Below are 19,951 nucleotides of genomic sequence, written 5' to 3'. Positions count from 1 at the left end.
GCCCCTTTGTCCGGGGCGGACGTTACACCGAGAAGCTGGAACCGCAACCGCAACCCGACGCGGCATTGGGGTTGGTCACCTTGAAAGCGGCACCGCCGAGTTCCTCGACATAGTCCACCGCCGACCCGCGCACGAGATCGAGGCTGATCGAATCGACCACCAGCCGCACGCCGTCCTGCTCGGCGATCGCATCATCGGCGTCGACCGATTCGGCAAAACCGAATTTATATTGGAAGCCCGAGCAACCGCCGCCATCAACCGACAGACGCAAGATAGCGGGCTTGCCCTGTTTCGCCGCAATCGTCGCAACGCGTGCGGCAGCGGATGGGGTCAAGATGATGTCGGGGGCGAGGATAGCATCCATGCGCAAGAGATAGGCGCTCGTGCCGGGATCGGCAACCGCGCGCCGCCCAACGTTTTGCCCAATCAGTCCGCCGCAGCCGGGCCGCCCACCGCCACCGGGATCGTGTGGATCGAGCGATCCTGCGCCGCCAGCAGATAATCGGCGGTCTGCAGGAACGGCACCGGGTTCACCGCATGGCCATCGATCCGCACTTCATAATGCAGATGCGGCCCGGTCGAACGCCCGGTCGAGCCCATCAACGCGATCAACTGCCCACGATGCACGCGCGTGCCTGCCTCGACCAGGATCTTGGACAGATGGCCGTAGCGGGTCTGGATCCCCTTGCCGTGGTCGAGCTCGACCAAATTGCCATAGCCGCCCGAACGCTCAGCGCGATCGACCATACCATCGGCAGTCGCGTAGACCGGCGTACCGACCGGCCCGGGGATATCGACACCGGCATGCATTGCCGCGGTCCCGCGGAACGGATCGGAACGGATGCCGTAATTGCTGGTGAACGCCAGATGCTCGACCGGCTGCGCCGACGGGATCGCGATGACGCCATGCTCCAGCGTATCCAGCTTCTTCCACGTCATGAACAGCGAGCGAAACTGGGTGTCGGCGCGCAAATCGGCCTCTGCCGCCGCGCTATCCGCCGCTTCGAACGGGCCGCCCATGGCGGGCTGGCGCGGCATCAGGCGTTCCGGTGCCAGACCAAGGCTGCGGACATGCGCGACGGCGCGGACAAAACGCTGTTCGGCAACACGCTGCGCGCGCGCAGCGACCGCAACTTGCTGCTGCTCGACCTTCTTGAGCGGTGCGACGACATCAGCGGCCAACGCGTCGGCCTTGGGATCGATCGTCGGCGTTGGCTGCGACAGCGCGGCGACATCACCCTTGCCGGAAACGACCGCAACCAGCAGCGCCTGGCGCTGTTCGACGCGCTTGGCATGCGCCTGCGCTGCGGCCTTGATCGAGGCGACGTCGGCCTGCATCTTGCGGACGCGGACCTGCATCTGGGCGACCTTGGCTTCGGGCGACAGCGGTGCACCGACGATGCCCGTCATCGCGACCGCACCAACGGCGGCTTGCGCCACGCCATAGGCCGAGAAGCACAGCGTAACGCCGGCAACCCCCGCCATCGTGGCCTGCGCACGCGCGCCGAGGCTGAAGCGCTTCAGGTCGCGCCCATCATGAAAGATAAAGTCGCGGGTCTTGAAATAGGCCTTGAGGCGCGACACCAGCCGCACGCCAGACGCAATCGAAATTGAGTTCATGTGACCCCGGCGACCTATTTTTATGCGAATGCCGGAAAACGCCAGCGCCCGCCCCTCTATCGCCCGCATACAGCCCCCCTGCATCCGGACGGCCAGTGTGTGACGGAGTTTGTGACACTCGGGCAAGGCCTTCCGCGACAGGTCACGTTGAAGCGGCTGATCGTTGCGCCGAGTCGTTGGGCAAATCGTTAAGGCTATCCGTAAAGCCCGCGAATCGAATCGGTCACCCGAGCGCGCGAACCGCCTCGAGCACATCGACGACATGCCCAGGCACCTTCACCTTGCGCCAATCGCGCACCAGAATGCCCGCCGCATCGAACAGGAAGGTCGAGCGATCGATGCCCATATAGGTCTTGCCATACAGCTTCTTCTCGACCCACACGCCGAACGCCTGCATCGCCGCATCGCTATCGTCGGTGGCGAGCGGCACCGTCAGATCGTATTTGTCGATGAACTTCTGGTGCTTGGCCGGCGTATCCCGCGAAACGCCGAGAACGGCCGCCCCCAGCGCCTGAAATTCTGCATAATGGCTGCTGAAATCCTGCGCTTCGCGCGTGCAGCCGGATGTGTCGTCCTTGGGGTAAAAATACAGGACGAAAATCTTTCCGACATAGTCGCGCAGGTTGAGGCGCTCTCCGGTCGGGGTGGCAAGGTCAATCGCAGGAAGCGCCCCGCCTTCTTCGATGATCGTCACGGCTCCACACCTTCCACATCCGCCAGCCAGATGGCAACCTCCTGCCGGGTCGTTTCGAGCGATGCAAGAACCTCGACCCAGTCCGCCAGTCCCAGCGCGCGCGCGACCAGGCCCTGCGTCGCCGGGCGCGGCGGCTGGGCGTCGGGCGCAACCAGCCGCAGCGTGACGAGCAGCCGCGTCAGGAAATCATGCGCCGCGAGCATCTCAGACGGGGCCCGTCCTGCGGCGATCAACGCCGCGATGCGACGCGCAAATTGGGATCGAGGCCAAGGCCGGTCTCAAGTTGCATCATATGGACCGCGAATTCGAGGTCGACCAAGCCGCCGGGCAGCAGCTTTGCATCGAGCGGTCCGAGCGGCGGTTTATGCGCCGCCATTTCGGCGCGCATCGCGATCGCGTCGGCCACAACGTTGCGCACGGGACGATCGCCGCGCAGCACGTCCCCGATCACCGTGTCGACGGCGGCGCGCGCGGCGGGCGATCCGAACACCGGCCGCGCCCGCGCCAGCGCCATATGCTCCCACGTCCACGCGCTTTCGCGCTGATAGCGTGCAAAACCTTCCAACGAGACGCTGAGCGGACCCTGCGTGCCCGATGGCCGCAAGCGGGTATCAATCTCGTAGAGCGGCCCCAAGGCGGTCGGCACCGAAAGCGCGGCGCTGATGCGCTGCGCAAGACGGTTGTAATAGAGCACCGCACCGAGCGGCTTGGGTCCGTCGGATTCGGCGAGATGATCGCCGGTGAAGAGATAGATGAGATCAAGGTCAGAGGCATGGGTCAGCGCCCCCCCGCCCATCCGCCCAAGCGCCAGAATGATCAGCTCGCTGCCGGGCACAGTGCCATGGCTGCCCGAAAACTCGGTGATCGTCGCCTCGGCCAGCACCCCGATCGCCGCCTCCGCCACACGGGCATAGCCCGCCGAAACCGCGAGCGGATCCGACGCACCCGACACGATTTGCGTGCCCAGGGCGAAGCGCTTTTCGCCGACGACGCGCCGCACATGATCGAGCCGTGCCTGATAATCCGCCCCCGCCGCCATTTCGCAGGCGAGCGTCGCCGTATCGGCCACCGGATCGAGTGCGGTTGCGTCGATCAGTCCGTCGAACAGTTCCGGCCGTCGCGCCAATTCTTCGGCCAGCGTCTCGGCGTGGCTGAGAATCAACCCCAGCAACCGCGCCAGTGCAGGCCGTGCCTCCAGCAACCGGAAGAAATTGACCGCGCTCGACAGCCGCGCCAGCATCCGGTCCAGCCGAACGATCGCGCCTTGCGGGTCGGGGGCCTTGCCCAGCGCGGCAACCAGGCCGGGCAAAACCGCCTCGAGCGCCGACCGCGCCGCAGGGCTGCGCAAAGCGGGATAGGTGCCGCTCCGCCACTGCTCAATGCGTTGCGTTGCCACATCGCCATCACCGAAACCGGCCTGGCTGAGCTGCGCCAAAAGGTGGTCCCGGTCGAAAGACAAAGCGTCGCCGTCTTCGGGATCCAGCGCATCATAGCTTGCCGCAGTCGCCAGAACATGCGGCCGCAACAGGTCCAGAAGGGCGTTCGCGTCCTCGAGTCCGTGCAACTTCGCGACGCCATCGAGCGCTGCGCCCGTCGGCAAATGGTGCGTCTGGCGATCGTCGATCATTTGCACGCGATGTTCGATCGTGCGAAACAGCGTGTAGGCGCGCACCAGCGCCGCCGCTTCCGCAGCATCCACCCAGCCCGCCGCCGCCAGCGCCCCCAATGCATCCCGCGTTGCCGGAACGCGCAGCGCCGGATCGCGCCCGCCGTGGATCAATTGATGAATTTGCGCGAAGAATTCGACCTCGCGAATACCGCCGCGTCCGCGCTTGAGGTCAAAGCCCGGGCCGAACGCTTGCCCGCGCGCATGATGATCGCGGATTCGGCGCGAAATGCCGCGGATTTCGCCGATCGCGCCGAAATCGAGCGCACGCCGCCATACGAACGGCTTAACCGCTTCGAGAAAACGGGTCCCCAGTGCGATGTCACCTGCTGCCGCCCGCGCCCGGATAAAGGCCGCGCGCTCCCACGGCAGTGCCAACGATTCGTAATAGGAAAGCGCCGCATCGACCGACAAAGCGATCGGCGTCACCTCCGGCGACGGGCGCAGGCGCAAATCGACGCGCAGGACATAGCCATCGCCGTCCCGCGCCTGAAGGATCTCGACCACCCGCTTGCCGATCCGAACGGCCGCTTCTTCCGGCGCTTCGCGGGGCCGGCACGGCAGCGTTGCCGGGTCAAACAGCAGGATCGGATCGATGTCGGACGAATAATTCAGTTCCCGGCTGCCTGCTTGCCCAATGCGATCGCGGTGAAGCCCTGCAGGGGGGCGTCCGGCGTGCGCTCCGCAATCGCGGTGACAATCGCGGAATCGAGCGCTCGATCGGCAAAATCGGACAGGGCGTGTGTCACCGCCGTCAAATCGTCGCATCCGGCGAGATCGCCGATCGCCACGCGCAGCGCGAGCCGCCGCCGCTCGAGCCGTAGGCGTCGTGGCGTCGGCATGTCGGCGAGATCGCGCGCCAGGCTATGAAGCTCGGGCAGGACGCCATTTTCCAGCATCGCCGCCATCTCCGGCTCGCGCTGCAACAGCATGCTCAAAAACGACGACCATTGTCGCGCGCGGGCAACAGCATCGATGATACGCGGGTCGAAAAGCATGTCTTTCCCGTATCGCGATGATTTCAGGCCGATATGGCACAATGGGCGAGCAACAAAAGGCGTCTTCGTCCGTTATTGACATATGTCAATGTGCGATGCCCCTTATACGCGGAACTCGAGCGATATGCTTTACGTCGTTGCAGCACCATCGCGCTCCGACGCGCTGAGGGTAACCCTCCACACCGCATACACCACGCCTGATGCAGACGACTCCTTTGCGGACTTGCTACAGGCGCTGGATCGTGTGCCGATTACCAGGCAAATCGCGAGATAACGATCTCAGCCGCGATCGCGGCTGAGATCGTCGACTCGCCCATAATGGTGTCCAGGGCGGACATGCCGGGCTCATTGGAGTGTGTGCGGCGCGATGCCAGCGTATTGTCGTTCATGACGGCTTCCAGCGCGACCCGGCCTCGCGCGACGCGGCTCTTGATCGTCCCGACGGCGACCCCGCAAATCTCGGCGGCCTCCTCATAGGCAAAGCCACCCGCACCAACCAGAATCAGCGCTTCCCGCTGTGGCTGCGGCAAATGCAGCAATGCACGCTGCATATCGCCCAACTCGACATGCTTATCCTGGCTCGCCGGCGCGGCAAGGATACGATCCGCCACCAAATCGTCCCACTCGCCTTTGAAGCGCGCGCGGCGCATCTGGCTGAGATAGAGATTGCGCAGGATGATGAAGGTCCACGCCCGCATGTTAGTGCCGGCCTGAAAGCGCAACCGCGCCGCCCACGCCTTCATCAACGTTTCCTGGACGAGATCATCTGCCAGATCGCGATTGCCGGAAAGCGAGCGCCCGAAAGCACGCAGATGAGGTATGACCTGCGCCAACTGAGTTTTGAACTCGGCGTCGGAAAGCGAAACGTGCTCGACGACCTCGGGCGCTGCCTCGTCTTCTTCCTGGTCAATCGCGTCGGTCATGAAATATAGTCTCGCGTAGCGGAACACAGATGGGCCCGACGGACGCCGAAGTCCATCACGCCTGCGGCATCGAAAAATTCAGCGGTAGAGAAACAGCAGCGCAGCAAACACCACCACAACCAGCGTCAACGAGATCGCGAGGACGTAACGCGTAACGTGCGGAGTCGCCCCGGCACGTGCATCTTGGCCGCTCAGTTCGATTTTCTCGTCGTCCGCCATAAGCGCCCCCGTGTCGTTGTGGCTCCGTATCGTATGGAACCCAACCCACGGGGGCACGAATCGGTTCCCTTAAGCGGCGGGAACGGTTGCCTGGTCGAAGAACAGAGCTTGCGCAATCGCCGCTTTCACGGTCGAGCGCTGGAAGGGCTTGGTGATCAGGAAGGTCGGCTCGGGGCGCTCGCCCGTCAACAACCGTTCCGGGAAAGCCGTGATGAAGATGACCGGCACTTCGAATTCGGCAAGGATATCCTTGACCGCGTCGATGCCGGAACTGTCGTCGGCCAACTGGATGTCGGCCAGCACCAAGCCGGGACGGTCCTCCATCGCCAGTGCAACGGCCTCGTCGCGCGTGACTGCGACACCGGTCACTTCATGGCCGAGATCGCGAACGATCGTTTCGATATCCATCGCAATGATCGGCTCATCTTCGATGATCAGCACCCGCGCGCGCGTCTGCTTTTCGATCTCGCTCAGCGCCTCGGCGACCAGCGCTTCAACCTCGCTGGTGTCGACATCGATCAGATAGGCTGCATCCTCGGGCGTGAAGCCCTCCATCGCGGTGAGCAACAGGGCCTGGCGCGATAGCGGGGTCATCCGGGCGAGGCGTGCCCGCGCGATCGCTTCCTGACCGTCACCGTCCGCCGCGCTCATATTTTCCGGGCTCTCGTCGTAATTGGTCGAGTTCCAGATGGCGTGGAACATCCGATACAGGCCCAGCCGCGGGTCAACCTCACGCGGGAACTCTTCGGGTGCGGCGACGATCGCCTCAAGCGTGGCGCGCACATAACGATCGCCGTGCGATTGGCTGCCCGTCAGGCACGCGCGTAGCGGCGCAGGAACGGAAGATGGGGGGCAAGTTGCTGTCCTAGCGACATGACTGTCGGAGTCTCCCTGAGATAATCTCGAAGGGCCTTGTGGAAGCGGCCCCCCGCATATGCAACGCGTTTTGTTGCTCCGATGGCATCGGAGTTAATTCGCATTGGGCATGGAACCAACGACGCGCAATTTGGTTTCATGGGGGAACTCGGAGCGATGCAATCTGTTTTTACGGGTTCACCGTATCATATGGTTCAAGCCGGATTGTTACGGCCGCATTTTAACACTATCCGGCATGTCCGGGTTTTCAGGGGGACGGCATTGCGTTCGGGCGACGAATCTTCAAAGAAGCCGGGTGCGGCACGCGCGGCCGATACCGGCGCGAAGGTTCAAAGCAAGGACCGCGATATGGGCGCGGCCTTGCGCACCGTCTATCAGCGCACGGTGGAGGAAGCGATTCCGCCCGAAATGCTGGATCTTTTAGGAAAATTGGACTGATTTCCCGATGACGGATATCGCCGGGGACCCCGCCCCCGCGCGTCCGGGAAGCGGTCTGGTCGATCGCATCCCGACAGGTGCGAAAATTTTTCTGATTCTCAGCGCCGCGCTTCTGCCACTGGCGATCATCGCCTTCTTTGCAACATTGCGCACGGCGGAACTCGCCGATGAGGCAACGCAGGCCCAGCTGCGCGTCACGACAACCGAAAGCGCCCGCAAGCTCGCCATCGAGTTGGTCGGGGATATGACCGCGCTGCGTGTGTCCCTCAACGCATTGGAGGCAGATCCGGGAGACGCTCCGAGTTGCGCCCGGGCGCAGGGCGTATTCGCGCCGCAAATCGCTGCGGGCACGCGTTTCATGATTATGGATGCCCGCAGTCGCCTGATCTGCGGCGAGCAACTGCCGGTGGCACCCTGGCCTACCGCAGCCGGTGCCGAAAAGACCATCGCGGCACGGATATACCCGGGTCGGGGGCTGACGCTTGCCACAACGAGCGCGTCGGGACGAACCCGCGCCGCCGCCTTTTTTCCCCGTCGATGTTCTCGCGGCAACCGCCGCCCCGAGCGGCTATGCCATGCCTTATGAAGCGCGTCTGGTGCTCGGAACCGATGCGCTCATACTCTCCGACCTGCCACGACAAGCCCCCCTGGAACGCCGCGCGGGCCTGAGCATGGGGATTGGGCTTGGAGAAATCGCGCTTACCACGCGCATGCGCAGCGCCCCGATCACTTCACCCGTTCTGGTCTCGCTCATCCTGCCCATCATCATGTGGGCGGCCGCAGCCGGCATTGGCTGGTTTGTGGTCGATCGCCTGCTGATCCGGTCGCTGCGACAGTTGCGTTCCCGCGTAGCCAATTTTGTGCCAGGCGAAGAAATCGATCCGGGCGCAATGCACGCGCTCCCGGCACAGGAAATTCGTGAATTGGGGGAAACCTTTCGGGCGATCAGCCGGACGGTTGCCGAACATGAAGCCGGGCTGGCCGAAGGCTGGTGCGCCAGACAAAGCTGACCCGCGAAGTCCATCATCGCGTCAAAAACAATCTTCAGGTCATTTCCAGCCTGATAAACTTCCACGCCCGGGCAGCACGGAGCGCAGAGGCAACGCAGGCTTACGCATCGATCCAGCGTCGAGTAGATGCGCTCGCCGTGGTCCACCGCAACCATTTTGCCGAGCTTGAGGAAAATCGCGGACTTTCGCTACGCTCGGTCATTGGCGAACTCGCCTCCAATATCCGCGCGACCGCGCCGGACGATTCGCCGATCGGCGTTACGCTCGACATTGCGCCCTATCTGGCGAATCAGGATGTCGCGATTGCGATCGCTTTCCTGCTGACCGAGATCGTCGAATTGGCGATGACGGTCAGCCCGACGGCACAAGTTCGCATTTCCATCGGTGCCGCCCCCACCGACGATCGCGCCATATTGAGGGTCAACTCTCCAGCTCTGGTCGACGATGACAGAATGCGGGCATTGGTCGCCGAACGTTACGGCCGGGTGATCGAAGGGCTCGCGCGCCAATTGCGGTCGAAGCTTCACTACGATCCACTGGTCGGCGCTTATGAGATCGCCGTTGCAGTAACCGGGCGCGATTGAATTTCGCGCCATAAAAAAAAAACGCCGAGGTCAAATTTTTTCGGAACCGAAGCGCGCGAGGCCCGTTTTCAGGTTCGGATAGCGACTTTATGCCCCCCCGCTCTCGCTATCCAAGACACGGGCCTGGCCGCGCTTCCCCTTCCCCCCCCCGGTAGCGCGTCCAGGCCCAAGCTTTTTCATCCGTTGCGCCTGACCGCGCGCGTTATCTCGACGAGGCGGAACCAAGCGTATCGCCAAACATTGGGAGCGAGGCATCCGGGCTATCCCGGACAGTCTTCAGGAGAGTATCATGCGCAAGATCACCACGATCGCTATCGCCGCTACCGCGTTGCTGCTGGGCGCGTGCAACACCGTCGAAGGCGTCGGCAAGGATGTGAAATCGGCAGGCGACACCGTCGCCAAAACGGCCGACAGCGCCAAATAAGCCTTTACCGACCGATCGAAGGCCGTCTCGATGATGCGGGGCGGCCTTTTGCTTGTCAGCTTTCGACCAATTCCGTCGCCGCCTCTTTGCCGCGCCGCCGCTCGGTAAACCAGATCGCGATCAGCGCGAGCTCGTACAGTGCGACCAGCGGGATCGCGAGGATGATCATCGAACCGGCATCGGGCGGGGCCAACACCAGCGCCACCGCGAAGCAGCCGACGATCGCGTAGCGCCGCCCACTGACCAATTGCTTGCGCGTCACCAGCCCGGCGCGCTCGACCAGCATCAGCAGGATCGGCAACAGGAAAGCCAGCCCGAAGGCAAACAGAAACTGCATCACGAAATCGAGATAGGACGCAACCGAGGTCAGCGCCTCCTGCTCGACGCCACCCAGATTGCCCTGGAAGCTCAAGAAAAAATGCAGCGCCGAGGGGATGGCAACAAAATACGCCATCGACGCACCAAGGATAAACAGCACCGGCGTGGCGAACAGAAACGGCAGGAGCGCACGCTTTTCCTTGCGGTAGAGCCCCGGCGCGACAAAACCCCACAGTTGGTTCGCAATGACCGGGAACGAGATCATGATCGCGGCGAACAATGCCACCTTCAACTGCACAAAAAAAGCCGTCGAACACGCCGATCGTCACGATCCGTTTCTGCCCGGCCGCGAGCAGCGGATGCACCAGCACCGTGAATATTTCGCGCGAGTAGATATAGGTGCCGATCAACGCGACCAGCACCGATACGATGCAGAAGAACAGCCGACGGCGCAGCTCGATCAAATGATCGAGCAGCGGCGCCCGGCTCGCTTCGAGGTCATCGATCGGAGCGTTCACGGATGCGCCTTGGGCTCGGCATCGCCCGGCAATGCGACCGGCGGGGCACCATGCACATTTGGCGGCGCTACCATCACCGGCGGCGCATCTCCGTCATGGGCGTCGTGCGGCAGGGCGGCGGGCGTATCGGCCATCGGTAGCATCTGGACGGGCTCGGGCGGGTGCTCGCGCATGATCCGCGCGTTTTCGGCCGCCCATTTCTTTTCCATTTCCTGCAACTCGGCCTCGCGCACCATGTTGTCGAAGCCTGAGCGAAACTGATTGGCGACGCCGCGCACACGCCCGACCCATTGCCCGGCAATCCGCATCGCCTTGGGCAAATCCTTGGGCGGGATGACGAGCAAGGCCACGACCCCGAGCAGGATCACCTCGGAGGATGCGACATCGAACATGGCAGCGGAGCGCTAAATCAGATTTCGGTTTCGCGAATGCGATTGCCATCGCGGTCGAACACCGGTTCCGCCGCCTTCTTGGCTTCGATCCGGCTTGGTTCGCGCACAGGCTCGTCGTCTTCAGCCATACCCTTCTTGAACGACTTGATGCCCTTGGCGACGTCGCCCATCATGTTCGAGAACCGGCCACCACCCAGGACGAGGATCGCGATCCCGCCGAAGATCAGCCAGTGTACAAAACTCAAACCACCCATGATCGATCTCCTGAATTCCCTCCTATCTAGTCCTCCTCGTCGGAAACTTCCACCTCTCCCATGGTATCGACCCGTTCGAAGGCGAGATCGACCGGATCGAGCAGGCCCGCCGCGCGCAAATCGTCGATCCCAGGCAAGTCGCGCCTGCTGGCGAGACCGAAATGCGCCAGGAAGCCCGGTGTGGTTGCGTACAGCAACGGTCGCCCCGGCACCTCGCGCCGCCCGGCGGGCCGAATCCAGCCCGCCTCCATCAACACGTCCAGCGTACCCTTGGAAATCGCGACCCCGCGAATGGCCTCGATCTCGGCGCGAGTCGTCGGCTCGTGATAGGCGATGATCGCCAGCGTCTCGATCCCCGCGCGGCTGAGCTTGCGCGGTTCCTCATGCGTGCGGCGCAGCAAATGCGCCATGTCGGCGGCGGTCTGGAAATGCCAGCGGTCGCCGCGCTGCACCAGTTCGATGCCGCGCCCGGCATAATCAGCTTGAAGGGTGCGGAGCGCGGCGCGCACCTCCACACCCTCCAGATGCGTACGGATCGCATCGACGGTCATCGGCTCGGTCGCTGCGAACAGCACCGCCTCCACCGCGCGGACCAGCGGATCGGGCGCGCTCATGCCAAGGCCCGGATGTAGAGCGGCGCAAAGGGCGATTGCTGGCGCAGTTCAATCCTGCCCTGCTTGGCCAGTTCCAGCGCGGCGAGAAAGCTGGAGGCGAGCGCCGATTTGCGAAAGGCACCATTCGCTTGCTCGGGTAGAAAGCTTTCGATCGTCGCCCAATCGATTTGCGTGCCGACCAGCGCCGACACCCGCTCCAGCGCCGTCTCCAACGTCATCACCGCGCGATGCGCCACGACATGCAGCACCGGGCGTGTGCGCGCGCTGATGACGCCATACGCCGCGATCAGATCGTAGATTTCGGCCTGCCACAGCGCCTTGCGCTGCGTCCGCAAGCCCTCCGGCGCGCCCCGCAAAAACACGTCGCGCCCGACCCGATCGCGCGCCACCAGCCGAGCGCCGGCCTCGCGCATTGCGCTCAGGCGCTCGAGCCGCAGGTGCAACCGCAGCGCCAGTTCCTCGGGCGACGGCTCGATTTCGGGGTCGCGTGGCAGCAGCAGGCCCGATTTCAGATAGGCAAGCCACGCCGCCATCACCAGATAGTCGGCGGCGAGCTCCAACTTGATCGCGCGCGCCTCCTCGACGAAGCGCAGATATTGGTCGACCAGCGCCAGGATCGAAATCGCCTTCAGATCCACCTTCTGATTGCGCGCAAGCGCCAGCAGCAGGTCGAGCGGGCCTTCCCACCCCTCCAAATCCAGCGTGAGCGTTTCTGGTTCGTCGGTCACAAACGAAGCCTAGCAAATCCTCCCCATGCCGGGGAGGATTTTAAGTGAGCGCTAAGAGGGCGTCGCGTTTGGCGATCAACGCTGCCACATCGCCCTCGGCACGCACACCCGCCACCGTCGCCATCGCGCGATCGAGCCGCGCGCTCGACACTGGCGACATCTCGTCCAGCCGGTCGACGATCGCCTCCATTTCGTCCATCCGCCCCCAACAATCGAGCACCAGATCACACCCGGCGGCAATCGCCCCCGCCGCTTTGTCGGCCGCCGTGCCCGATAGCGCCTTCATATCGATGTCATCGGTCATCAACAGTCCGTCAAAACCGATCCGCTGCCGGATGATCTGCTCGACCACCACCGGGGAAAGCGTCGCCGGGTGGGCGGCGTCCCAGGCTTCGAACACGATATGCGAGGTCATCCCCATCGGCGCGTCGTTGAGCCGTGCGAACGGCTCCAGATCGACCTCCAATTCGGCATCGGAGGCGGTGACGGTCGGCAGATGGTAATGCGTATCGAGCTTCGCGCGGCCATGCCCGGGCATATGCTTGACCACCCCGACCACGCCGCCACGCTGCAACCCCTGCAGGATCGCCCGGCCCAAAGCGGCAACGCGCATCGGTTCCGACCCAAGCGCACGGATCGTGATCGCCTCGGTCGTGTCGGGCTGCACCACGTCGAGCAGCGGCAGGCAATCGACGTTGATGCCAACTTCAGCCAGCATCAAAGCGATCGCCTCGGCATTGGCGCTTGCCGCCTCGATCGCGGAGATGGGCGCAATGTCGTACAGCGCATCGAACGCGGGGCCCGCCGGGAAGCTCGGCCATTCGGGCGGCCCCATCCGTGCGACGCGGCCGCCCTCCTGATCGATCAGGATCGGTACGTCGTCGCGCCCCGACAGGTCGCGCAGACTATCGGTCAGCGCCCGCACTTGCGCGCGACTCTCGATATTGCGTTTGAACAGAATATACCCGGCGGGGTTAGCACTCGCGAAGAAGGCGCGCTCGGCGGGGGTCAGGGCAAGGCCGGAAAGGCCGAAGATGACGGGCTTCATACCCGCTGCCTACAAGCCCGACGCCAGCCTGAGTAGTCTATACCGCCGACGACCGACCAAAAAGCCGAACGGCGCGCCTCAATCGTGCGGTACGAAGCACGCCTGTCCCGCCGCAGCCAGCTTGCCGCACAGGCTGCTGGCCTGCCCCGCGCTGCCCGCATTCACGCGCAAGCGGTACACCGTCTTGCCGTTCACCTGTGCCGCCTGCACCGATTTCCCAAGCGGCGCGAGATAGCCGTAGGTCTTGGAGATCTTGGTCCAGGCCGAATTTGCCTCGGCTTCGTCCGGGAAGGAGCCGAGCTGGACTAGCGCGCCGCCCGATGGCGCGCCCTTGGCACCTGGAATCGCCGTCACGGCCTTGTCCGATCCGGTAGCAACCGGGGTCGGCGCGACCTTCTTGCCCTCGACCGGCTTCTCCGGCAGCGCCTTCATGTCGATCGACGCATTCGCGGTCCCGGCACCATTGCTGGTGGCGATCGCGGTATCGCCCTCGCCTTCGACCTTCAAACCACCGGGATCGTCCGGCTTGACCTTATAGTCGCCCGCCTGGGCGGTGATCAGCGCGCCATTGCCGTCCACGCTCTGGTGCTTCTTGTAATATTGGTAGCCCAGGATGGCCGCCGCAACGATCGCCAGCGCGATCACGACCAGCACGATGATCCGTCCGATCGACGGACCATCGTCATAAGCGTCTTCAACCGTCTCCAGCCACGGGAGCCGATCCTCATCGCGGACATCGAATTCGCCGGTCGCCATCAGTTCATCTCCTGGACCGCCTGGACCCCCATGATCCCCAACCCATTGCGGATAATCTGCCCGATCGCGTCGGCCAAGAAAAGCCGTGCACATGTCATGGCGGGATTGTCCGGCAACAGGAAACGGCGGTCGGGCCGGTCGTTTCCGACATTCCACAAAGCGTGAAGCGATGCCGCCAAGTCATAGAGATAGAAGGCAATCCGGTGCGGTTCGCGCGCCGCCGCTGCGGTGTCGACGATGCGCGGGAACTGGGCGGCGAACTTCACCAGCGCCAGGTCTTCCGTATCAAGTTGGGACAGATCGACCGAATCGCACACGATCCCTGCTTCCGCCGCCCGCCGGTGCAGCGACGCGACACGGGCGTGCGCATAATTGACGTAGAACACCGGATTGTCCTTCGACGCCTCGACTACCTTGGCGAAATCGAAGTCCATCTGCGCATCGGCCTTGCGCGTCAGCATGGTGAAGCGGACGACATCCTTGCCGACTTCGCGCACGACATCGGCCAGCGTGACGAAATTGCCCGCGCGCTTCGACATTTTGATCGGCTCGCCATTCCGCATCAGTCGCACCATCTGGACGAGCTTGACGTCGAAGCGGGTCTTGCCCCCGGTCAGCGCCTGCACGGCCGCGACGATGCGCTTGACCGTACCGGCATGGTCGGCACCCCAAATGTCGATCAGCGCGTCGGCGGTCTGCGCCTTTTGATAATGATAAGCGAGATCGGCACCGAAATAGGTCCATTGCCCATTCGACTTCTTGATCGGCCGGTCCTGATCGTCGCCAAATTGCGTCGAGCGGAACAGCGGCAGCACGACCGGCTCCCAATCTTCCAATTCCTGGCCCTTGGGCGCTTCGAGCAGGCCGTCATAGATCAACCCACGCGCGCGCAAATCGTGCTCGGCCGCCTCGGGCTTGCCCTCGGCCTGCAATTCCGCCTCGGACGAAAATAGGTCGTGATGGATGCCGAGCAGCGCCAGATCGGCCTTTATCAGTTCCAGCATCGCCGCGACGGCGCGCGTGCGGAACAGCACCAGCCATTCGCCCTCGGGCTTGCCGACATACGCATCGCCAAATTCGGCAGCCAGCGCTTGCCCCACCGGAATCAAATAATCGCCCGGATACAGGCCCTCGGGGATCTCGATCGTCTCGCCCAGTGCCTCCAGATACCGCATATGGACCGAGCGCGCGAGCACATCGACCTGCCCACCGGCATCGTTGACATAATATTCGCGGATTACCTTGTGCCCGGAAAATTCGAGCAGATTGGCCAGCGCATCGCCCACCACCGCGCCACGGCAATGCCCCATATGCATTGGCCCGGTTGGGTTGGCCGAGACATATTCGACGTTCACCGTGATGCCAGCACCGCGCGAGGAACGCCCGTAATCGTCGCCCGCATCGCGGATCGCGGACAATTCGGCGCGCCACGTATCGTCGGTCAGCGTCATGTTGATGAAGCCAGGGCCCGCCACGGCGACGCTCGCCACTTCGTCGAGCCCCTCCAGTTTCGCGGCGATCTTCTCGGCCAGCGCGCGCGGATTGGTGGCGGCGGGCTTGGCCAGCACCATCGCGGCGTTGGTCGCAAGATCGCCATGCGAAACATCGCGCGGCGGCTCTACCGTCACGTTGGCGCGGCTGAGCCCGCTCGGCAGATCACCGCTGGCTTCAAGGGCATCGAGCACCGCATCGATATGCGCGGCGAAACGGGTGTACAGGGTCATGGCAGGTCCGGTCATGTAAGCGAGCGCGGCCCTTAGCCGAGTTCGCCCCACTGGGCAAAACATGGCTGGCGGGCGCTCTGCATTCGCGCGGCGCAAGGCAACCCTCGTGATTTCGATTTCCCAAGGCAGCACATGGCGTTATGCTGGCTTTCGTCTTGGAATGGTGTTGTGTTTTTCTTCCAATTTCCGCGATGATAAGCGCCCCCGAGTTCTGCCCCGAGGCCTGCCATGCGAGTGTTCCGATTGCTCCCGCCGGTGCTGGCGTTGTTGGTGCCGGTTCCCGCCATGGCGGAGTGCCAGGCCAGCAAAATCGTCGAATTCCCCGTCACCATGACGGGGGCAGAGCCGCAACTGGCGGCCAAGTTCGGTAGCAAAGAAGCGCGCTTCATTCTCGACAGCGGAGCCTTCTACAGCACCATTTCCGCAGCCAGCGCGGCGGAGTTCGGTCTGCGCGTCACCCCCGCCCCCCCGTGGTTCCGTCTCAAGGGCATTGGCGGGGATGCCTCGGTCGGCGTCGCCGTCACCAAGGACTTTTCGCTTGCCGGCGTCGCGATCCCAAAAATCGACTTCGTCGTCGGCGGCAGCGACACCGCACGGCAGGCTTGATCGGGCAGAACATTCTTGGCCTCGCCGATGTCGAATACGATTTGCCGCATGGCGTGGTCCGCCTGATCAAGACGCAGGGATGCCGCGCCAGCAATCTCGCTTATTGGGCAGGTACCAAGCCGGTAACGATCGTGTCGCTGGAAGCAGGGCAAGACACCAGATTCAAGCCGCATACGGTCGGCACCGTTTTGCTCAATGGGGTGAAAGTGCGCGCGATGTTCGACAGCGGTGCGCAAAGTTCGATGTTGTCGCTCGCGATGGCGAAACGTCTCGGCATTACCCCCGAAACGCCCGGCGTGGTGTCGGTGGGGCCCAGTCACGGCCTCGGCCAACACCGCGTTCCGACCTGGCGGGCGACGTTCGACACGATCGATATTGGCGGCGAAGCGATCCGTCATCCCCAAATCCGGATCGGTCAACTGGAGCTTGGCAATGCCGACATGCTGATCGGTGTCGACTTCTTCCTTACCCACCGCATGTTCGTTTCCAACGCGCTGCGTCAGCTCTTCATCACCTATGAGGGTGGCCCCGTTTTCGGGCTCTCGCCCAAGACCGTCTTTTCCGCCGATGGCACCGCCCTCGACTTGACCAACAAGGCCGCCGAACCGACCACCGCCGAAGGATATAGTCGACGCGGTGCGGTCTACGCGTCCAATCGACATTTGCCCGAGGCGCTGGCGGATTTCGACAAGGCCTGCGCATTGGCACCGACCGAGCCCCGGTATTTTTACCAGCGCGCGCTGGCGCATCTTGCGAGCCAGCACTTCGACCCGGGGATGGCCGATCTCGACCAAACGATCGCGCTCGACCCGGCGATGGCAGACGCCCGTCTGACACGCGCTTCGCTGCGGATACGGCGCGGCAACCGCGCGGGTGCCGCCGACGATGTCCAGGCCGCCGATGCTGCGCTTCCACCATCGTCGGAGAAACGGCTCACCGTGGCCAGTCTGTCTAACGATCTCGATCGTCCTGAGGACGCGCTGCGCAATTACGATCTGTGGCTAAAGAGCCATCCGGAAGACAGCGCCCGCAGCAGCGCCTTCAACGGCCGCTGCTGGGCCCGCGGACTGCTCAACCGCGAGCTCGACAAGGCGCTGTCCGACTGCAATGCGGCGATCAAGGCCGATCCGAAGCGCTCGACCTTTCTCGACAGTCGCGCGCTGGTGCGGCTGCGGCGTGGCGAGCTGGGTCAGGCCTTGGCGGATTATGACGCAGCCCTGGCGCTCGCACCACGCACCGCCTGGTCGCTCTACATGCGCGGGGTGACCCATAAGCGGATGGGCAACGCCGCCCAGGCAGCGGCAGATCGCGCGGCCGCGCTCAACATCAATCCGAAGGTTGCAGAGCGGGCGCGCAAGATCGGCTTCGAGGAATAAGCGGAGTGCCCGCGCTACACCTGCATCATCGCGCCTGCCATACGCAGGAAGGCTTGCTGCATCTGGGTGCCGAGCGCTTTTTCGACGCGGGCCTCCGCCATCGCCCGGCTCATCGCCTCCACCCATTGCGCCGCGGTTTCGGCGGTGATTCCCATCGCGCGGTGCATCGACATGATGCAGGTGCCCGGCCGCGCCTCGAACCAGTCGCGCGGCCCGCCAAGCCAGGCGGAGAGAAACTGGGTCAGCGACACGCGTACCGGGAACAGATCCTCTGCATGCATCGCCCGCAAGGCGGCGTAGCGCGGATCGTCCTGCATCAGATCGTAGAAGCGCTCGACGACCGCGCGCACGCCCTCGGTCCCGCCAATCCGCGCGAACAACGAGGGGGCGGTCGTTTCGGCAGTGGCGGTCATCTTAACGTCTCCGGTCGGCATTGGGGTATCACTGCTGCATCAGCCGCCGCGTGATCGCCGTCCGCACCATCGGCAACCGTGCGGCCGCACGCAGCACAAGCGGACGCGCCATCCGGGCGATCGGCCGATCGTCCGTATAGAGGCGTACCAACAGGTTGGTAGAGGCATAGAGCGGTGCGCTCGCCAGCCGATGGGCCGCCTCATAGCGCCGCAGCAGCACGTTTCCGGCGATGTCATGTCCGCCCTGCGCGGCCTGCGCGATCAACTCGGCGAGTTTCGCAGCACCCTGCAACCCGAGATTGAAGCCATGCGCGGTGACCGGATGCATGCCGACCGCCGCATCCCCGACCAAGGCGGCACGTCGGGTGACGAAGCGGTGCGCATAGGTTGTCGTCAACGGATAGACATGCGGCCCGTCAAGCACCTGCATCGGCCCCAGCCGCGCCCGGAAACGCCGCGTCAATTCCGCACTCAGCGCGGGACGATCCAGCGCCGCCAGCGCATCGATCTCAGGCGAAGGCAGGGTCAGCACCGCCGACGACAAGCGACCGTCGGAAAGCGGCAGCATGGCGATCGTCTGGCCATGCCCGAACCATTCGGTGGCGACGCCGCGATGCACCGCTGCGTGGGCGACACGCGCGACCAGCATCGATCGACCGAGCGGATTGATCTGCGCGCCAATTTCCAATTGCCGCCGCACGAACGAAAATCGCGAATCCGCGCCGACCACCAACTGCGCCGACAGCGTGCGCCCGTCGTCCAGCGTCACCGACGCGCAATTCATGTCGGTCCGGACGCTGCGGATCGACGCACCCGCCAGCAAGGTCAGGCCGTCCTGCCCTTCGATCGCGTCATAAAGCGCGCGCCGGATATGATGGTTGGACACGAGCGAGCCGAGCCGGTCGCCGACATTCGGTCCCGCAAAGGACAAAGCAAAGGAGCGCCCGCCGTTGAGCACCCGCGCCTCGCATAGCGGGGAGATTTGCGCCGGATCCAGGCGCTGCCATGCACCGAGCCGCTGCAACGTCGCCACCGACCGCTGGGTCAACGCAATCTCCCGGCCGTCGCACGGCGGAGCGGACAGCGTCGCGACCGGAGCCTGATCAAGGATGCCGATCCGCAGGCGCGAACCGGCCAGCGCACGCACGAGCGCAAGCCCGGCAGGGCCGGCACCGACAATGAGGATATCATAAGGCTGCGGAATGGTCATTGTGCGGCTTTCGCCCGGCAGCAGCCGACGCGCCTTGCGCGAGATCAAGCGCGCGCGAAAATCACACCAGCCCGCGCACCGCCGCGACCCGCTTGGTTTCCGGGAACAGCGCGGCCATCGTCCGCGCCGGTCGACCCCGAAATGCCCCGCGACTGCGCCGCCGATAAACGCGTCGAGCTGCATCGTCGGCTTCAAGTCGCGCGCTTCGAACAGGGCTGCGGGACGCAGCCCCGGCCAATCCGCCAGCACCCGGCCACCGCGCACCCCGCCGCCGATCAGCATTGCTGCGGTGCCCGTCCCGTGATCGGTGCCGCCAGTGCCGTTGATCGCCACCGTCCGGCCGAATTCGGTCGCCACCAGCACCATCGTGTCGTTCCACAGCGGCCCCAGCCCGGTTTGCAGGGCGGCAATCATCGCGTCGAGGCCCTTGAGCTGCCCCGCCAGGCGCTGGCGCTGCTGGGTATGGGTATCCCACCCCCCAGTTTCGATCATCGCGATGCGCGCGCCGTCGGCGGGGGCGAGCAAGCGCGCGGCCAGCGCCC

The 19,951-nt window shown here is 64.2% G+C and carries 20 protein-coding genes and 5 pseudogenes; 7 read left to right on the top strand and 18 right to left on the bottom strand.

All coding sequences use genetic code 11. The features are described 5' to 3' along the window. Positions 1 to 22: 22 nt before the first annotated feature. The 7 genes and pseudogenes from erpA to NW75_RS09995 all read right to left on the bottom strand — a co-directional run bounded on the left by erpA (position 23) and on the right by NW75_RS09995 (position 6,995). Positions 23 to 364, bottom strand: coding sequence for an iron-sulfur cluster insertion protein ErpA (erpA, locus tag NW75_RS10025; RefSeq protein ID WP_010403941.1), 342 nt, complete (start codon positions 362 to 364; stop codon positions 23 to 25). Positions 365 to 426: 62 nt separating this feature from the next. After that, a complete protein-coding gene (locus NW75_RS10020) occupies positions 427 to 1,620 on the bottom strand; it encodes a M23 family metallopeptidase (protein ID WP_010403942.1) in 1,194 nt (397 codons plus the stop codon). A gap of 223 nt (positions 1,621 to 1,843) precedes the next feature. Then, positions 1,844 to 2,314, bottom strand: coding sequence for a peroxiredoxin (locus tag NW75_RS10015; protein ID WP_033965043.1), 471 nt, complete (start codon positions 2,312 to 2,314; stop codon positions 1,844 to 1,846). Next, a pseudogene (locus NW75_RS10010) lies at positions 2,311 to 4,978 on the bottom strand (glutamine-synthetase adenylyltransferase). Before NW75_RS10010 ends, NW75_RS10015 begins: the two are co-directional and overlap by 4 nt. A gap of 279 nt (positions 4,979 to 5,257) precedes the next feature. Then, positions 5,258 to 5,901, bottom strand: a pseudogene (locus NW75_RS10005) (sigma-70 family RNA polymerase sigma factor). Between the two features lie 78 nt (positions 5,902 to 5,979). Beyond that, entirely contained in the window at positions 5,980 to 6,120 is a 141-nt protein-coding gene (locus NW75_RS25130) for a hypothetical protein (RefSeq protein ID WP_033965040.1), read from the bottom strand. Positions 6,121 to 6,189: 69 nt separating this feature from the next. Beyond that, a pseudogene (locus NW75_RS09995) lies at positions 6,190 to 6,995 on the bottom strand (response regulator). Between the two features lie 82 nt (positions 6,996 to 7,077). On the opposite strand from NW75_RS09995, the gene NW75_RS24445 reads away from it, so the two are divergent. The 5 genes from NW75_RS24445 to NW75_RS09985 all read left to right on the top strand — a co-directional run bounded on the left by NW75_RS24445 (position 7,078) and on the right by NW75_RS09985 (position 9,452). Continuing rightward, complete coding sequence (locus NW75_RS24445) at positions 7,078 to 7,434, top strand: hypothetical protein (RefSeq protein ID WP_137903100.1); 357 nt, start codon at positions 7,078 to 7,080, stop codon at positions 7,432 to 7,434. Between the two features lie 7 nt (positions 7,435 to 7,441). Continuing rightward, complete coding sequence (locus NW75_RS26320; RefSeq protein WP_231565108.1) at positions 7,442 to 8,020, top strand: hypothetical protein; 579 nt, start codon at positions 7,442 to 7,444, stop codon at positions 8,018 to 8,020. Then, positions 8,010 to 8,444, top strand: coding sequence for a hypothetical protein (locus tag NW75_RS26315; RefSeq protein ID WP_231565107.1), 435 nt, complete (start codon positions 8,010 to 8,012; stop codon positions 8,442 to 8,444). Before NW75_RS26320 ends, NW75_RS26315 begins: the two co-directional genes overlap by 11 nt. After that, positions 8,426 to 9,028, top strand: coding sequence for a histidine kinase dimerization/phosphoacceptor domain -containing protein (locus NW75_RS26310; protein ID WP_231565106.1), 603 nt, complete (start codon positions 8,426 to 8,428; stop codon positions 9,026 to 9,028). Before NW75_RS26315 ends, NW75_RS26310 begins: the two co-directional genes overlap by 19 nt. Before the next feature lie 289 nt (positions 9,029 to 9,317). Continuing rightward, a complete protein-coding gene (locus tag NW75_RS09985; protein WP_010403958.1) occupies positions 9,318 to 9,452 on the top strand; it encodes an entericidin A/B family lipoprotein in 135 nt (44 codons plus the stop codon). Positions 9,453 to 9,507: 55 nt separating this feature from the next. On the opposite strand, the pseudogene tatC reads toward NW75_RS09985, so the two are convergent. The 8 genes and pseudogenes from tatC to argS form a co-directional block, all read right to left on the bottom strand. Next, positions 9,508 to 10,288, bottom strand: a pseudogene (gene tatC, locus NW75_RS09980) (twin-arginine translocase subunit TatC). Next, positions 10,285 to 10,680, bottom strand: a complete 396-nt coding sequence (tatB, locus tag NW75_RS09975) for a Sec-independent protein translocase protein TatB (protein ID WP_033965038.1) — start codon at positions 10,678 to 10,680, stop codon at positions 10,285 to 10,287. Before tatB ends, tatC begins: the two are co-directional and overlap by 4 nt. A 17-nt stretch (positions 10,681 to 10,697) precedes the next feature. Further along, positions 10,698 to 10,934 (bottom strand): twin-arginine translocase TatA/TatE family subunit, encoded by a 237-nt coding sequence (locus tag NW75_RS09970; protein ID WP_033965037.1) that lies wholly within the window; start codon positions 10,932 to 10,934, stop codon positions 10,698 to 10,700. 26 nt (positions 10,935 to 10,960) lie between these two features. Continuing rightward, a complete protein-coding gene (gene scpB / locus NW75_RS09965; RefSeq protein ID WP_033965035.1) occupies positions 10,961 to 11,548 on the bottom strand; it encodes an SMC-Scp complex subunit ScpB in 588 nt (195 codons plus the stop codon). Next, positions 11,545 to 12,276, bottom strand: a complete 732-nt coding sequence (locus NW75_RS09960; RefSeq protein ID WP_033965033.1) for a segregation and condensation protein A — start codon at positions 12,274 to 12,276, stop codon at positions 11,545 to 11,547. Before NW75_RS09960 ends, scpB begins: the two co-directional genes overlap by 4 nt. Positions 12,277 to 12,316: 40 nt before the next feature. Then, positions 12,317 to 13,324 carry a glycoside hydrolase family 3 N-terminal domain-containing protein gene (locus tag NW75_RS09955; protein WP_033965032.1) on the bottom strand — a complete coding sequence of 336 codons (1,008 nt, stop codon included), beginning with the start codon at positions 13,322 to 13,324 and terminating at the stop codon, positions 12,317 to 12,319. Between the two features lie 78 nt (positions 13,325 to 13,402). Beyond that, a complete protein-coding gene (locus NW75_RS09950) occupies positions 13,403 to 14,080 on the bottom strand; it encodes an SPOR domain-containing protein (RefSeq protein ID WP_033965030.1) in 678 nt (225 codons plus the stop codon). Continuing rightward, entirely contained in the window at positions 14,080 to 15,804 is a 1,725-nt protein-coding gene (gene argS, locus NW75_RS09945) for an arginine--tRNA ligase (protein ID WP_033965028.1), read from the bottom strand. Before argS ends, NW75_RS09950 begins: the two co-directional genes overlap by 1 nt. 228 nt (positions 15,805 to 16,032) lie before the next feature. Between argS and NW75_RS26305 the strand changes: the two genes are divergently transcribed. Both NW75_RS26305 and NW75_RS09940 read left to right on the top strand, forming a co-directional pair. Continuing rightward, positions 16,033 to 16,410 (top strand): retropepsin-like aspartic protease, encoded by a 378-nt coding sequence (locus NW75_RS26305; RefSeq protein WP_231565105.1) that lies wholly within the window; start codon positions 16,033 to 16,035, stop codon positions 16,408 to 16,410. After that, on the top strand, positions 16,407 to 17,786 hold the full coding sequence (locus NW75_RS09940) for a retropepsin-like aspartic protease (RefSeq protein ID WP_231565104.1): 1,380 nt from the start codon (positions 16,407 to 16,409) through the stop codon (positions 17,784 to 17,786). Before NW75_RS26305 ends, NW75_RS09940 begins: the two co-directional genes overlap by 4 nt. 14 nt (positions 17,787 to 17,800) lie before the next feature. On the opposite strand, the gene NW75_RS09935 is transcribed toward NW75_RS09940, so the two are convergent. The 3 genes and pseudogenes from NW75_RS09935 to NW75_RS25125 all read right to left on the bottom strand — a co-directional run. Then, positions 17,801 to 18,199 carry a group II truncated hemoglobin gene (locus NW75_RS09935; RefSeq protein ID WP_033965061.1) on the bottom strand — a complete coding sequence of 133 codons (399 nt, stop codon included), beginning with the start codon at positions 18,197 to 18,199 and terminating at the stop codon, positions 17,801 to 17,803. A 28-nt stretch (positions 18,200 to 18,227) separates the two neighbouring features. Next, the gene (gene ubiM, locus NW75_RS09930; RefSeq protein ID WP_033965059.1) at positions 18,228 to 19,409 is read right to left on the bottom strand and encodes a 5-demethoxyubiquinol-8 5-hydroxylase UbiM; all 1,182 of its coding nucleotides are present in this window, start codon (positions 19,407 to 19,409) and stop codon (positions 18,228 to 18,230) included. Between the two features lie 61 nt (positions 19,410 to 19,470). Next, positions 19,471 to 19,951, bottom strand: a pseudogene (locus NW75_RS25125) (DUF1501 domain-containing protein); the annotation flags it as partial.

Source organism: Sphingomonas sp. Ant H11 (assembly GCF_000797515.1).
In the GTDB taxonomy this organism is placed as follows: Bacteria; Pseudomonadota; Alphaproteobacteria; order Sphingomonadales; family Sphingomonadaceae; genus Sphingomonas.
This window is presented reverse-complemented; position numbering and strand designations above follow the sequence as displayed.

Coding starts and splice junctions, on each gene's coding strand:
- NW75_RS26320 (WP_231565108.1), top strand. CDS start 7,442: ATGACGGATATCGCCGGGGACCCCGCCCCCGCGCGTCCGGGAAGCGGT.
- NW75_RS10020 (WP_010403942.1), bottom strand. CDS start 1,620: ATGAACTCAATTTCGATTGCGTCTGGCGTGCGGCTGGTGTCGCGCCTC.
- NW75_RS09985 (WP_010403958.1), top strand. CDS start 9,318: ATGCGCAAGATCACCACGATCGCTATCGCCGCTACCGCGTTGCTGCTG.
- tatB (WP_033965038.1), bottom strand. CDS start 10,680: ATGTTCGATGTCGCATCCTCCGAGGTGATCCTGCTCGGGGTCGTGGCC.
- scpB (WP_033965035.1), bottom strand. CDS start 11,548: ATGAGCGCGCCCGATCCGCTGGTCCGCGCGGTGGAGGCGGTGCTGTTC.
- erpA (WP_010403941.1), bottom strand. CDS start 364: ATGGATGCTATCCTCGCCCCCGACATCATCTTGACCCCATCCGCTGCC.
- NW75_RS09950 (WP_033965030.1), bottom strand. CDS start 14,080: ATGGCGACCGGCGAATTCGATGTCCGCGATGAGGATCGGCTCCCGTGG.
- NW75_RS26305 (WP_231565105.1), top strand. CDS start 16,033: ATGCGAGTGTTCCGATTGCTCCCGCCGGTGCTGGCGTTGTTGGTGCCG.
- NW75_RS09935 (WP_033965061.1), bottom strand. CDS start 18,199: ATGACCGCCACTGCCGAAACGACCGCCCCCTCGTTGTTCGCGCGGATT.
- NW75_RS25130 (WP_033965040.1), bottom strand. CDS start 6,120: ATGGCGGACGACGAGAAAATCGAACTGAGCGGCCAAGATGCACGTGCC.
- NW75_RS26315 (WP_231565107.1), top strand. CDS start 8,010: ATGCCTTATGAAGCGCGTCTGGTGCTCGGAACCGATGCGCTCATACTC.
- argS (WP_033965028.1), bottom strand. CDS start 15,804: ATGACCCTGTACACCCGTTTCGCCGCGCATATCGATGCGGTGCTCGAT.
- ubiM (WP_033965059.1), bottom strand. CDS start 19,409: ATGACCATTCCGCAGCCTTATGATATCCTCATTGTCGGTGCCGGCCCT.
- NW75_RS09970 (WP_033965037.1), bottom strand. CDS start 10,934: ATGGGTGGTTTGAGTTTTGTACACTGGCTGATCTTCGGCGGGATCGCG.
- NW75_RS09955 (WP_033965032.1), bottom strand. CDS start 13,324: ATGAAGCCCGTCATCTTCGGCCTTTCCGGCCTTGCCCTGACCCCCGCC.
- NW75_RS24445 (WP_137903100.1), top strand. CDS start 7,078: ATGGCATCGGAGTTAATTCGCATTGGGCATGGAACCAACGACGCGCAA.